This is a genomic window from Gynuella sunshinyii YC6258 (assembly GCF_000940805.1).
GTDB lineage: Bacteria > Pseudomonadota > Gammaproteobacteria > Pseudomonadales > Natronospirillaceae > Gynuella > Gynuella sunshinyii.
The window spans coordinates 2144279-2157928 of record NZ_CP007142.1 but is presented as its reverse complement, the minus strand read 5'-3'; the positions used below and the strand labels follow the sequence as shown (position 1 = coordinate 2157928).

The window sequence follows — 13650 nt, the reverse complement described above, 5'->3', positions numbered from 1 at the left end:
GAAAAAAGTCCCTAAGAAACGTTATTTCCTTATATCCATAAAGTAAGCGTGAAAGTTCAGTCAAAACCTAAAAATTGACATAACCTTTACATTTAATTCAAAACTAACAACTCCAAAATAGCTTTTAAAAGAAAACTCTTTATACTGTCGCACTCAAGTCGCATTTTAAGGAGGCAAAATGCCTAATAACCTATTTTTCTCATATGAACTGGCTGAACAGGAAAATCGCAAAGAACAGCTCGACAAAGCCATTCAGAACATGGGGAATTCGACCCCACTAACCAATAACTGTTGGTATGTAAACTCTCCATTGACAGCTGATGAAGCCACTAGACAGCTTTCCAGATATTTAACGGATGAAGATATTTTAGTGGTCGCAGATACTTCTAATGATCAGAGTGCTTGGTTTAATCTAGAAGAAAAGAAAGCTCGTAGAGTCACCCAGAATTGGAAAATGTAATCTTTCCAGAGAGATAAATTTTCTTCAACTTAGCAGGTTTGCATGCAACCTTGGGACTCCAGTAGCTATGTTGCCTACAACATGCCAGAGCGATAAAAGGAAACGAGCCGGTCCATCACCAGGCCATTGTCACAAAGAAAATTCCGTTATCTTCCAATTGCTTATACCATGCGTAGTCATTGCAGGCCTTATCAAACACAACGATGCTGCCGGAGCTCAGCTTCAAGCTTTTAGCCGCCTTGGCATCATGGGTTTTACCTTCGATAATGTGCATAAACTCGGGTAAATAGCCGGAGCGATTCAAGCCAACGTGCAATTTGATGGCACCTTTGGTTGATCGGAATTCAGCCCATGGAAAAACACTCAGACATAAATCTATGGTGGTGGCATCCGGTGAATAAAGCCGGTTTTTGAAATGAAATGTGTGCCTGGGTGCAACATTTTGACAACCGGCAAGCAGGCGTCCATAGAGCGCTTAGTAAAGACGATAAGGTTTATCTTCGTTAATCCGCGATAACGTCGTGCGTGATAATTTTGCCGAGCCCAGATGGTAGAGGCGATGAATTTTGGGCGTTCATATTATCAACGATATCCCTCAAGCTGCAGCGTCCTGACAACTGGGAAATGGTCATGGTGACAAACTGAGACCACCGGGATGCCTTTCGAAATGCACGACCGCTGTGATGCTCATTGGCCAGACACTCAAACTCATGTCTGGGAATCAGTTTTAGCAATTGGGCGATGACTGTATTGTGATGGCTCATGGTCTGATTCACTCTTTATTTATAGTGTTTTGTGGTGAAACGATTATAAATCATTGAGTGAATACAGGCCCCCTTTTTGCTGAGTTAACGGGACAGCAGTGTTCTTCTCCTTACTTAAACTTACCTCCTTGCTTTGCTCTCTGTTACATGACTCTTCAGTACCTTTGATTTCTGGCGCCGACTCAGAACTAGACAGGTTGGTTATGTCCTGAACATTCTCGTTTCCACTGACATTCCAGGTCTGGAAGTCCTTCTTCGTTTCCAGTGTTTCCCGTCTATAACGTGAAACCGTGGGCTTTGTGTTAACCCGATACAAATAATTGCCATCATAATAAAACTCACATAACCCGTGATTGCGACGGATGGTCAACCTGCTGCCACTGTCTCGTCCTCCTCACTGAGTCATTTCAAAGGTTTACAGCAAAATCATATTGTTATCAGATAAATACACATGAATTTTACGTAAACGCATAAGTGTCAGGCTAATCCAGATACCTTCCAGAGCTTTATAAAACGCATCCGAAATAATAAGAACAATACCATTCCTGCAACAGCAGGCGCGCCACGAAAATTCCTGTTCATCCTGTTACAATAAAACCGGATCCCACTGTTATAAAGATTTTGCCACAGATTGTAATATGTTCCTTACCCATTCGTGTTCCGGATCTTCATTAAGATAACGAGGCCAGGCCATAACCTCTACAAGTGGTTGTATGTCAAACGGGGCTGCCACTATGCGGACCGGGAACAACTTCACCATTTCCCTGGCAATGCGACCGTGCAAGGTCACGATCCGATCGGTGCCCATTATAAGCTTCGCCGCGGAGTTAAAGTGATCTACGGTACAGACAATATTACGCTGACGTCCATATCGGGGTAAGAACCACTCTTCGTAAGTCGTGCTGCCCCGTTCTCCAATACGTATTGAAACATGATCCAGATCCAGATATTGCTCCATTGTAAGCTCTGTGATGTCACTTGCTTCGCTCACTAAACAAACCTGATGGTCGTAAAACAGCTCTACCTGGGGATGTTGAATCTTTTCCGAATATTGTTTGGGTATACACAATAAGTCTATTTCTCCACGATCAAACACCCCCATTACATCATGCGGTGGCCGAATGATTTCAAGATGCATTCCAGGTGACTCCCTGGCAAAAATCGGCATGGCCTGGGAGATCAATATGCCAACCAGATAGTCCGATGCAACTACCGAGAAACTGCGGGAGATTTCTCCAGGGCTGAAATTTGGCCGCAAGGCAATGGTGGCACGCGCCTGCATCAACGTATCACGCACAGGACCAACAAGGTTTTTGGCCAGTGGCGTCAGTTCCATATGCTGACCAACCGGAACCAGCAAACTGTCTCCAAAATACTCCCTGAGCCGCTTTAATGCTGCACTGGCGGCAGATTGACCTATATGCAGTCTTTTTCCGGTTTTTGTAACATTTTTTTCCTCCAACAATACATCAAGAACGATGAGTTGGTTTAAATCAAATCTCTCTAACCGCATTAGCTTCCTCCGGGCGCTCTTAGCCAAACATTAATACTATTAATGAGTGTCATAAATACAATCTGTTTTATCGAACTGTGGTCAATAGATAATGTTCAGGAAGCTATCCTGTGGCGCCCAGCCGGCAAAACCACCAGGCCTGAAGTCAAAGGACAGAGTTGCCCAATAATAATAAAAAAGCAATTCGTATTATTAACCCATATAGCTGTTTGGTGGGTTAACAGTTTCGATAGTTGTAAGACGTTCGTTATTCAACCGTGGGGATTTTCACTGTCGGAGCCTTTATTGGACGGTTCTAACGGGCTCTGAACTCTGCACATAAAAGCGGACATATAATACCGAGGATGGAGATTTTCTCTGCTACAGAGAAACTAAAAAGGGGACGATGAGAAGCATTATTCCGTTATCTGCATGTGCAGAGCCGGGTACTTCTCTTACGCCTCTTATAACAATAAAAAATAAAAGAGAGAGAACAAAATGGCTAAGCTAAATAGCGGGAGCAGCTACGTTGCTCTCAGTGTATGTCATATGGCGGGAACCATAGATTTAGCCGCACTCCCGCTTTGGATTGGAGGCTTGATTGAGTACTATCATTTAACGCCTCCCCAAGCTGGTATGACGGTTACGCTATTCTTGGGTAGCGTTGTACTGATCAGCTCACTACTGGCTCCTCGCTTTCACCAACTAAAGCACAGGTATGTTGCCGTTTCAGGCTTTTTGTTAGCCGCACTTTGCTTCCTGATAATGTCCGGACTACCTGTTTCCGACGAGCGCCTGGCTGCGTTTCTGATCCTGCACAGTGTTGCCGGTCTGGGAGTGGGAGCGGCGTTATCAGTAACCCATGGCTGCATTGGCAGAACCAAAAACCCGCATCACCTGTTTGGGATTGTAAATGTTTCCATGGGAGCACTGGCCATCGCCATGTTTGCAGTCATGCCGGGAATGGTCCGTCAATTGGGTGGGCAGGTTATATTCACAGCGTTTGCGATCACCGTCGGAATCAGTGCGATCTACGCATTATTCTTTTTTCCGACGATCGACCACCTGTCTGTCACTGAAAAACATAAAACACGCCTATCCGGGTCTATGCCACCGGTCGCCTGGATGATCATCGGAGTGGTCATCTGCCTGACACTGAGTCAGTCAATGGTATTTTCATTTGTTGAACGCATTGGCGTGAATCGTGGTTTCGAGTCGTCAAACATCCAAGCCATGTTCGTTATCATGGGTTTCATTAATTTATTGCCAGGGATACTGGCAGCGCTGATGCAAAAGCGGTTATCCCCCATTTCAGTCAGCTTTTCGGGGCCTGTTTTGCAGGCTTTGGCGGCACTGACTCTGACCAGTTCAAGTTCCTTTTTGTTGTTTGCCATTCCGGTCTCCGTATATGTCACATTGGCCATTTTTACCCATACTTTCCTGTTTGGTCTTCTCTCCAAGATCGACCCGTCAGGACGCGCTGTCGCGGCAACACCGGCGATGATGATGATAGGCTCCGCCAGTGGTCCAGTACTGGGAGGCCTCATTGTGTCTGTGGTCGGCTATCACGGATTGGGATGGGGTGTCGCGGTGATTGCATGTGTGGCCTCCACTCTGACTTTTCAGGCCCGGACATTGTTATCACAAAGCAATCGTAGTTCCGCCCTTACAAATACAAAGGAGAATTTTATTTATGACTGATCATGTAGCCTTTGATACGGGTTTGCGCTTTCCTGATGATATCGTATTCAACGATTATGCGGCGCCGGTGCGCATAGAAGGGGGAGGTCGTTGATTTAGAAGTTATCGGCACAATTTCCCAGGAAATGAACGGTGTTTTTTATAGAAACAGCGCAGATCATACCTATCCACCCTGATTGGGAAAAGACATCTTTCTCAATGGTGATGGCATGATCCATATGGTGCGTTTTGCGAATGGACATGCCGATCTGAAAATGCGTTATGTACAAACGTGCAAGCTACAGCTCGAACGCCAGTCGCGCCGCGCATTATTTGGTGCTTATCGCAATTCGTTTACCGACTCTCCGGCGGTCTCAGGCGAGGACGCCAACGCCGCCAATACCGGTGATGTGGCACCATGGAAAACTATACGCATTGAAAGAATCCGGACGTCCTTATGAGATTAACCCACAGGACTTAAGCACCATCGGCGAATCGGATTTTGCAGGTCAGTAAAAAAGCAAACATTTACCACACTCCCGAAATTTGATCCGTTAACCGGAGAACTAATTCAATTTCCGAGTGATAAAAAGGACATATATGGACGCCCCCGGACTGTCAAACAAAATCTACCCAATCCCTCAATACTGAGAGACTTTCAAATATGTCTAACCCTGGTTCTTCCTGCCACATGATCTCTTGATGAAATGACGGTCACGAAGACATATAGCCGGCGTCTGTCATGGAAGCTGTTTAAGGGAGCTTCCGCGCCCTGATGAGATCCGCGTCTGACTGCCTTAATCACCCACTCAGTTTCCAGAACTGTGTCCTTTTCAGGCTCTTGTCAGACCTGATTAACCGTTGTGTTCATCATTGGATAACACATGACCCAAAGATCCGTTGGACCGCTTATGCGACTGGTCTCTTGTTCTCTCTATCTATCACACCGCGGCACGGTAATATTCCTTCCGGGCAACCAGTATCCACGCCAGGCGAGCCATACGGGCCACCAGGGCGACACACGTTTTATGAAACCCTCGGCGCGCCAGCAATTGGCCCACCCACTGGTTGAGTGCATCGTGTTTACCTTGATATCGACTGACAATAGCACGAGCACCATGAATGAGTTGCTTGCGCACATAGTGATTCCCTCGTTTGGTGATGCTGCCACTGTTAAAACGTTCACCACTGGATGCCTGTCTCGGGGACAATGATGCATAAGCAGAGTCGTATATGTCTGCTATAAGCTGGCAAAATGCCTTATGCCCCTGAGGGGCGACAATGCCGTATTTACTCAAGAGTCCTCATGTCTAATTGATCAGCCCTGTTCGTTGTGCGACATGGCGTTCGCGAATACGGTGCAGACTCTGGATATCCTGTTGCTCAAGGGTTTTCACCGGAACGGGTCGAATATCCGGCCGACAGGCGGCTTCACCGATGGCAATGGCATCACGATAATCACTCTTATTGCCTCGAACGAAAGGCGTGACATGTTGAGCGGGAATCAGTTTGGCGGTAGGACAATAAAAGGAGACAATAAAAGGACATCCATAAACTTGTTTCTGGCGTCAAAGCCACAGAAAGTCCCACAGATAAATCAACACCAGCATAAACCACCGTTCCTAAGCTTTTTTGGTAAATCAAGTGCTTCGGCTCCAGCCTCATAGAGATTCTGAGTATAATTATAACTTCGCGCTCCACCGTCTATAGCATTAGCCACTTCTCCAACTCCACCAAACACATTTCCTGTTCCATGCGATATGAGCAAACCTGAGGTTATCTTTGCACCAGGAACTAGTTTTAAACCCCAACCTACAGAGAATTGTGAACCTCCACCAATAATTTGAAAACCAGAAAAGATTGCCTTGTGGATCTCGGCATCAAGCAGTGATAGTAATACTGGAAGACAAGATAAGGATCTCGGGGATAATAGCCTTAGACATAATGGTCCTAATAAAAATACTGGGCAGAAATCGGGGCCTGAATCAATATATGCAAAAGAGTTAAAGACTTCTGGGATAATCTGACTGCAAAGTTAAGGCCTGGGTTGAAGTTCGCTAGAAGTATCGCTGGAAAAATATGGGCATTGCCCAATACAATAATTGGTATCGCTGTTGGTACTGTGGGTTACGTTGTTGGAACATTTATGGGTACTAATCCGTATATAGATTTTAAAAATAATGCTATACAGTTTCATAATATACCATTTATGAATACGGCAATGACCTTTGGAAATGCTATTTTATATGATGATGACCCTTACTTTTACTCGACTGCTGCCAGAGGTACTCATACATTGGGCGATGAGGAGCTACAACATACATACCAGGCAGAGAAATTAGGTCTATTCTATTTACCAGCACATGCTATATTTGGTATAGGCTCTATGATTACTTCTGGTAATTATTCTATAAACGGTTGGCATGAAAATTCGTACTTAGAAAAGTACCCTCATCCAGGGCCGGGTGACTCATGGAGCCCTAAACCTTGGGGACCGTGGAAATGAAAAGACGAATAGAGAAAACTAGGCTTTTAGTTATAATTGCCTTAGCTTTAATAATAAGTGGATGCCCACCATCTCAACAAACTGAGTTAGTCAATAATAGTTTTCAGAGAATAGAAATATTATTTGAAAATGATAAGAAATTGAGCCTCTCTCCAGATGACAGTATTGAGATTTCAAACAAAAAAAAATCGGATGTTAGATCAAAAGATATAATTTGGAAGAAAGATTTAAGAGGGTTTACTTATCGAGTATTTAGAATTAAGTGTGATGATAAAATCTATGATTATGGTTTATCAATTGTAGAATTTTATAGTGAGATAGTTGAGAGGCGTAGTGGTATAGATTGGTATAGATTTGAGGTAACTGGAGATTGTGGTTTATATGCGCAACCTTCAGGAAAGAAACTATATGCTGATAAAGTAGATAAAGGAATCTCTGATTAACCCTCCAGAAATGTAATAAAGAAATTAAAAGGACATCCATAAACTTGCCCCAAAAACCTGCAGCAGGATAAATAGGACATCCATAAATTTGAATTATATCCCCACATCAACTAACATCCACCACCATGACCAAACCCCGTAACGAACAAGCCTTTCTGGAAGAGACATCCTTTTATCACTGCATGGTGCGCTGTGTTCGGCGGGCGTATTTGTGTGGTGCCGAAAAATATAAAAATAGTAAAAAAATAGGACACCCATAAACTTGCTACCCATAGGTGCTCTTATGATGAAAGCTTTGTATAGAAATATAATTATATTGGTTTTGGTCAATCTTCTATATGGTTGTGTTACTGCTATATTCATTCCTCCATATAGGGTTGAAATGGACTGTTATTTCAATACCGATATTAGTGCGATGGACCAGGAAAAGATATTTCAAGAGATCAAATTATTTTTGGCACCTTATGGTGCCGATAAAGATAAGGCAACAGAGCACGTTGATTTATACCAGGAACGAATGACTGATATATATGCAAAGCTTTCTGGCAGTGCAGCTCAGCTATATGTCTATATTAATCTTACTGGTCAGAGTTTACAGATATTAATTCATGATGGTAGCAACACAGAGGCTACCCCATACTTCCAAACACTTTCTGATGATTTAGAGAAATTTATATTGGATAACTATCCTGTTAAAAGCTATAAAAAGAGACAAGTAGTGGATATATTTGGGTGAAATTAGAAACGATAAAAAAGAACATCCATAAATTTGACCATTAGTTGGTTGACCAATAATTATGCTCCCTTATATCTGCAAATAGTAATGATGCTAAATCTATATACAGTTTGAGAGTTTCTTGCTCTTATAGAGAATCTCTTAATTTCGAATGCTGGATGTTGTGGATCTCGGCATCAAGCAGCATTCCGGATTTTTTATCACCCATTACACCTCTTCCACCCCACCAAACACTCTCACAAACGCATGCTGTTCACCGCCTTTTTTGGGTCGATACAATGCCGCCCGGCGACCACGGCCGCTTTCCGCCAGGCCTTCGCCGACTTCTTCCAGAATATCGGCGGCGAGTACTCGTCGGCGAAAGGATTTTTTCTCCACCTCCGTCCCTAATAACTCTTCAAAAGCCTGCTGTAACTGAGTCAGGCTGAACGGGCTATCAATAATGTATGCCGGCAACATGGTATAACCGGTCTTACTGCGCAAGCGCTCTCTGGCCATAGATATCAGTTCGTTGTGATCAAACGCCAGGCGCTGCTCAGCTGCTTCCTCTAACGGCCACCAGCGCGCATCACTGACCGGTGCGGCAATCGCCTGCGCCGGTGAATAGGGTATCAGCGCCATATAAAGCACCGTTACCGACCAGCCTCGCGGATCACGTTTGTGATTGCCAACGGTGGCAATCTGTTCCAGGTGAGAGGTATCGACGCCGGTTTTTTCCAGCAGCTTGCGTCGTGCCGTCGCCGACAGATCCTGGTCCTGTTGTTGATTCACAAAACCACCCGGCAGGGACCAACGCCCTTTGTGTGGAAAATCTCCGCGTTTCACCAACAGCACCTGCAAACGTCCTTCCAGCAAAGTGAAGATGGCAACATCCACCGATACCAGTGGCAGTTCGTGGTCATGAATATTGTAATGCTGCAAAAATTCCCGTTCGGTCTTATAAGTACCCATCATGGTTTTCCGTCTGTGTCGGCAAAGACACTTGCTAATTAAGTGGCTATAAGCCAATATTAACACGTCGCCATAGCAGTACAAGCGGTGGCGTTGGTTTAAGGGGCCTCTGAAAAATAGGAATAGTTTTGATGCAGGCGAGGAAGCACCACTCGCAACACCGCAGTTTACAGGCGTAAATGAGGATGTGAGACTGGCGCTCACAACATCCTGCGCGAAAATAGGCCATTTTTCAGAGGTCTTGATTCCGGGCTAGAGACAGACTCCCGCCCCTTACACTTTGCAAGGATCTTGCGATATGACTCAGACATTCGATTTCGCGGTCTTCATCGGCCGTTTTCAACCGTTTCATTCCGGCCACCTGAAAATTGTCAGAGAGGGTCTGGAGCGCGCCAGCAAACTGGTGCTGTTGATCGGCTCGGCCTGGCAGCCCAGAAATGCCCGAAATCCCTGGACTCATCAGGAGCGTGAAGCCATGGTCCGGGCCTGCCTCAATGAATCCGAAAATGCGCGCCTGCTGTGCCTGCCGCTGATGGATGTTCCCTACAATGACGAACTCTGGGTGCGCAACGTCCAGGCGACGGTAAATGGTCTGGTCACCGCTCATCACACCACTCCGCACCGGCCAGCCAAAGTTGCGCTGATCGGCCATCGAAAAGATCAAACCGGTTTTTATCTGAACCTGTTTCCGCAATGGCACAGCATCAGCATTGAAAATTACCGCAATATCAGCGCTACCCCGTTGCGTGAACAATTGTTTGTCGATACCCCGGAATCTGCCATCGATACCATGCGCAGTAGCGAATTGCTGCCCAACGCCGTCGCAGAGTACTTATTGAATTTTGTGACTTCAGATACCGGTTTTCTTCAGTTGCAGGAAGAAGTCCGGTTCGTACAAAAATATCAGCAGGCTTGGCAATCCGCCCCGTACGCGCCCACGTTTGTTACCGTTGATGCCGTGGTCGTGCAATCCGGTCATGTGCTGCTGGTCCAACGTCGTGCCAACCCTGGCAAGGGCCTGTGGGCGTTACCAGGCGGGTTCGTCAATCAACAGGAACGCCTGCAGGATGCCTGTCTGCGAGAACTACGCGAAGAAACCCGGCTGAAAGTGCCGGCACCGGTACTGAAAGGCTCTATCAAACGTTCAGCCGTGTACGATGACCCCTACCGTTCCACTCGCGGCCGTACCATTACCCATACCTTTCACATCGAACTGGCCCCCAATGCCGAACTGCCCAAAGTGAAAGGTGGTGACGACGCCCAGACGGCACAATGGATCCCTCTCAGCAACCTGGACCCACAAACCATGTTTGAAGATCACTACTTCATCATCCAGGACTTACTGGGAACCGTATAAATCACAGATTGCCGGCTGTCATTCCGTTCAATATGCATCGATGACTCCGGGATTTTTTAATTAGTGGCGTTTAGCCCCAAAATAATAATTGACAATATAGTGGCATAAGGACACTATATTGAACGCAGGGCAGGAACTGCTCTGACAACTTACCGCATTAACTGTTGAAGATGCTGGATAGACCGGCATCTGACCCATGATGACTGGAGGATTTCCATCATGCAGAACCTGATTTTAAACACCGATTCCTACAAAACCTCTCACTTTGCCCAATACCCACAGGGCACCGAATATATTTCCAGCTACATTGAATCCCGCGGCGGCATTTATCCTTCCACGGTGTTTTTTGGTCTGCAGATGTTTATTAAACAGTACCTCACCACCCCGATCACCCAGGCCGATATTGACGAGGCAGACCTCATTTGCGCCGCCCATGGCGTGCCATTCAACCGTGAAGGCTGGAGCTACATCCTCAATACTCATCAAGGCTATCTGCCACTGGAAATCGAAGCCGTTCCCGAAGGCGCGGAAGTGCCTACCGGCAACGTAATGGCACAAGTCATCAACACCGATCCAGCCTGTGCCTGGCTAACCAGTTACATCGAAACCGCACTGTTACGGGCCATCTGGTACCCCACCACCGTGGCAACCATATCCAGAGCCTGCCATAAAATCATTGCCGGTTATTTGAACGAAACCGCTGACGACCTCTCCAGCCTGCCCTTCAAGCTGCACGACTTTGGAGCCCGTGGTGCGAGTTCAGAAGAAACCGTTGCCATCGGCGGACTCGCTCATCTGGTCAACTTCATGGGAACCGACAGTCTCTCTGCCATCGTCGCCGGGCGTCGTTACTATGGTGCCGATATGGCCGGATACTCTATTCCAGCCGCCGAACACAGCACCATCACCAGCTGGGGACGAGACGGCGAAGCCGATGCCTATCGTAATATGCTCAACCAATTTGGCGGCAAAAATAAAGTGGTTGCCGTGGTCAGCGACTCTTACAACCTCTGGGCCGCTATCGACGACCTGTGGGGTGGAAAACTGAAAAACCAGGTCGAAACCATGGGAGGAACCCTGGTGGTTCGGCCCGATTCCGGCAACCCGGTCGAAGTGGTACCACAAGCCATCGAGCACCTTATGGCCAAATTTGGCAGCCGTACCAACAGTAAAGGTTACCGGGTATTACCCGATTGTGTTCGCCTGATCCAGGGTGATGGTGTCAATCCCGGCTCTATCAAAGCCATTCTCGAAGCAATGAAACAACAAGGCATCAGTGCCGAAAACGTATCCTTCGGTATGGGTGGCGAACTGCTGCAGAAAGTACACCGCGATACCCAGAAATTTGCCATGAAAGCATCCGCCATCTGCATCAATGGTAACTGGAAAGACATCTACAAAGATCCGGTAACCGATCACGGCAAACGCTCGAAGAAAGGCCGCCTGGCATTAACACGGAAAAATGGCCAGTACCAGACCGTCGCCAGAGATTCCATTCCAGCCAGCGCCAACGAACTGGTCACCGTCTTTCGTAACGGCCAGCTGATCACAGAATACACCTTTGATCAGGTGCGCGGTCAGGTGTCTGCTGATTGAAATAGAGTGACAGGATAAATATCTTTTGGCTGCGACCGGATTTATTTGATGGTCGCAGCGTTGGTTATTGTATGGGCTTGATGGAGATTTTTACTATTTAGTATCCAAAGTTGTCGAGCCTTATGAACCAGAACCTTCACACAAATACCTGCCAGTTATCGCGATAAGGTTCCAGAGAGCGCCAGCCAATACCAGGAAATTTCGGATCATCAAGATACTTACCGAGATCACCATCTGCACTTGCCAAGGTAAAACCCGGAACAACAAAGTATTCAACAACAACACCCGGTTTGTTGAGAATGACAAACACATAGACGTGACTATCGACAATAGCTGATCGTTTGATAGGAAAATAATTTTTAGACCTTAATGATTTAACCTGAACGGTGTAGGTAATACCTGAGCCTTCATTATGTGCAAAAATATCGATGGCTTTGGCGTTACCAAATGTAATAGATTTTTGAAGATTTCTCTTCAACAATTCGCCCGCAACAAAAAACTCGCCGGCCAACCCGGTAACTTGTCCATCCACTCTCTTTTTCTTCTGTTTAGTTTCCAATTCACTCACCGATCAACTACCCGGAACATTTCTTAATATGCGCCTTTATTTTTTTGACCGCCCAGTCGTAGTGACTGGAAGTAGCGGATACGCAATAGCTTCCAAGGGTAGTTGTACCGGTCCAGTCGTACACTTTTTTGGTAAACAGCTGTTCGTTTGAGAAATTTTCTATTAACTGCAATACCGATTGGTGGCTTGTTTTTAACATGTCTTTGGATTTTTCAAGTTTGGTTTTCTGGTGTTTCTGCCAGAACTCTACGTTCATTTCACCGTAGGTTTTCCAGTTATAGGGCTCGGGCAGAAAGTCGGCTTTGTTTCCGGCCATATTTGATTCTATCCAATGTATCAGCAGCTGATGCCACTCGTAGAGGTGGATCAATACATCCCGAAGATTTTTGTCCCGCTGCCAGTGGGCTTCTTTTTTCTTAACGTCATCTGAAAAATCAAACTCAGTTGCCAGAGCGGTTTTCGTCATGGAATCAATGGTTTGCCAGAGCGCTTCAAAATTTGTGTTTGCTGCTTCGAGTAATGCCTGTTTTGTAGTGGGTCTTGCCATGGGTATGATCTCCTTTGATGAGCAATTGTTTATTTTTTTATTGCCCCGCTAGTACCTGATTCCTTGTGCTGCCCCTTGCGACTATTGTCAGCACTGCTTTCTCCATTCAAGATAATCTAAGTTACGATTATCCGGCTTTTTCATGACTACACTCCAATAAGCTCGCTTGGCCATCTCTGAGGGTGTTTCATGCCAGTATATTTCCGCAATTTCTTTAATGCTACGAGTCTTACACCATTGAGTATAATAGGCATCAATAATTTCCCTAGCCCGCTCAAGTTCTATTGCAAATCTATGCGATAATTTCGAACAGGTCTGATCCAGCAAGTATGGCATAGTACACTCGACAGGTTCGTGCTCGACATCCAACCCCTTAAGCCATTCCTCTATTGCAGTGTGAAAGATGTCTCGGGCAATGATCTCCGGCATTGTTGAGATAATCACCAGCTCACCCTGCTCTTCGTGTGCGTTCAATGTGCCGAGTATTTTTTCGACGATGTTCTTATATTCCATACTCTTTCAATCGTAAAATGAAAAAAATTATTACACA

15 protein-coding genes and 2 pseudogenes are annotated in these 13650 nt (G+C 45.9%); 8 read left to right on the top strand and 9 right to left on the bottom strand.

The annotated features are described in order from the left end of the window. Positions 1-178: 178 nt before the first annotated feature. Positions 179-460, top strand: coding sequence for a hypothetical protein (locus YC6258_RS09420; protein WP_044616769.1), 282 nt, complete (start codon positions 179-181; stop codon positions 458-460). 115 nt (positions 461-575) lie between these two features. Here YC6258_RS09420 and YC6258_RS29575 read toward each other — a convergent pair whose 3' ends face one another. The 3 genes from YC6258_RS29575 to YC6258_RS09405 all read right to left on the bottom strand — a co-directional run bounded on the left by YC6258_RS29575 (position 576) and on the right by YC6258_RS09405 (position 2737). Then, on the bottom strand, positions 576-839 hold the full coding sequence (locus tag YC6258_RS29575; RefSeq protein WP_281176367.1) for a transposase: 264 nt from the start codon (positions 837-839) through the stop codon (positions 576-578). Between the two features lie 124 nt (positions 840-963). Beyond that, positions 964-1224, bottom strand: coding sequence for a DUF4372 domain-containing protein (locus YC6258_RS27230; RefSeq protein ID WP_052830187.1), 261 nt, complete (start codon positions 1222-1224; stop codon positions 964-966). Positions 1225-1834: 610 nt separating this feature from the next. Further along, a complete protein-coding gene (locus YC6258_RS09405; protein ID WP_044616767.1) occupies positions 1835-2737 on the bottom strand; it encodes a LysR family transcriptional regulator in 903 nt (300 codons plus the stop codon). A gap of 477 nt (positions 2738-3214) precedes the next feature. On the opposite strand from YC6258_RS09405, the gene YC6258_RS09400 reads away from it, so the two are divergent. Both YC6258_RS09400 and YC6258_RS30540 read left to right on the top strand, forming a co-directional pair. Further along, on the top strand, positions 3215-4417 hold the full coding sequence (locus tag YC6258_RS09400) for an MFS transporter (protein ID WP_044616766.1): 1203 nt from the start codon (positions 3215-3217) through the stop codon (positions 4415-4417). Between the two features lie 209 nt (positions 4418-4626). Continuing rightward, positions 4627-4912: pseudogene (locus YC6258_RS30540) on the top strand (carotenoid oxygenase family protein). A gap of 425 nt (positions 4913-5337) precedes the next feature. On the opposite strand, the gene YC6258_RS27220 reads toward YC6258_RS30540, so the two are convergent. Both YC6258_RS27220 and YC6258_RS31315 read right to left on the bottom strand, forming a co-directional pair. Further along, a complete protein-coding gene (locus YC6258_RS27220) occupies positions 5338-5694 on the bottom strand; it encodes a transposase (RefSeq protein WP_082070632.1) in 357 nt (118 codons plus the stop codon). Positions 5695-5709: 15 nt separating this feature from the next. Further along, a pseudogene (locus tag YC6258_RS31315) lies at positions 5710-5913 on the bottom strand (IS110 family transposase); the annotation flags it as partial. Positions 5914-6443: 530 nt separating this feature from the next. Between YC6258_RS31315 and YC6258_RS09385 the strand changes: the two are divergent. The 3 genes from YC6258_RS09385 to YC6258_RS09375 all read left to right on the top strand — a co-directional run bounded on the left by YC6258_RS09385 (position 6444) and on the right by YC6258_RS09375 (position 8081). Continuing rightward, entirely contained in the window at positions 6444-6902 is a 459-nt protein-coding gene (locus YC6258_RS09385; RefSeq protein WP_144407599.1) for a hypothetical protein, read from the top strand. After that, a complete protein-coding gene (locus YC6258_RS09380; protein ID WP_044616764.1) occupies positions 6899-7345 on the top strand; it encodes a hypothetical protein in 447 nt (148 codons plus the stop codon). Before YC6258_RS09385 ends, YC6258_RS09380 begins: the two co-directional genes overlap by 4 nt. A gap of 283 nt (positions 7346-7628) precedes the next feature. Continuing rightward, entirely contained in the window at positions 7629-8081 is a 453-nt protein-coding gene (locus tag YC6258_RS09375) for a hypothetical protein (protein ID WP_044616763.1), read from the top strand. 207 nt (positions 8082-8288) lie between these two features. Here the strand turns inward: YC6258_RS09375 and YC6258_RS09370 are convergent, their stop codons facing one another. Then, positions 8289-9035: an NUDIX hydrolase gene (locus YC6258_RS09370; protein WP_245627026.1), complete on the bottom strand. Its 747-nt coding sequence runs from the start codon at positions 9033-9035 to the stop codon at positions 8289-8291. Between the two features lie 295 nt (positions 9036-9330). On the opposite strand from YC6258_RS09370, the gene YC6258_RS09365 reads away from it, so the two are divergent. Beyond that, positions 9331-10389 carry a bifunctional nicotinamide-nucleotide adenylyltransferase/Nudix hydroxylase gene (locus YC6258_RS09365; RefSeq protein ID WP_044616761.1) on the top strand — a complete coding sequence of 353 codons (1059 nt, stop codon included), beginning with the start codon at positions 9331-9333 and terminating at the stop codon, positions 10387-10389. Positions 10390-10608: 219 nt separating this feature from the next. Continuing rightward, positions 10609-11985, top strand: coding sequence for a nicotinate phosphoribosyltransferase (locus YC6258_RS09360; protein WP_044616760.1), 1377 nt, complete (start codon positions 10609-10611; stop codon positions 11983-11985). Between the two features lie 136 nt (positions 11986-12121). On the opposite strand, the gene YC6258_RS09355 is transcribed toward YC6258_RS09360, so the two are convergent. From YC6258_RS09355 to YC6258_RS09345, 3 genes are all read right to left on the bottom strand, one after another. Further along, a complete protein-coding gene (locus YC6258_RS09355) occupies positions 12122-12553 on the bottom strand; it encodes a hypothetical protein (protein ID WP_044616759.1) in 432 nt (143 codons plus the stop codon). Positions 12554-12560: 7 nt separating this feature from the next. Next, positions 12561-13100, bottom strand: a complete 540-nt coding sequence (locus tag YC6258_RS09350) for a ClbS/DfsB family four-helix bundle protein (protein ID WP_044616758.1) — start codon at positions 13098-13100, stop codon at positions 12561-12563. A gap of 87 nt (positions 13101-13187) precedes the next feature. Continuing rightward, entirely contained in the window at positions 13188-13613 is a 426-nt protein-coding gene (locus YC6258_RS09345) for a hypothetical protein (protein ID WP_044616757.1), read from the bottom strand. Positions 13614-13650 lie beyond the last annotated feature (37 nt).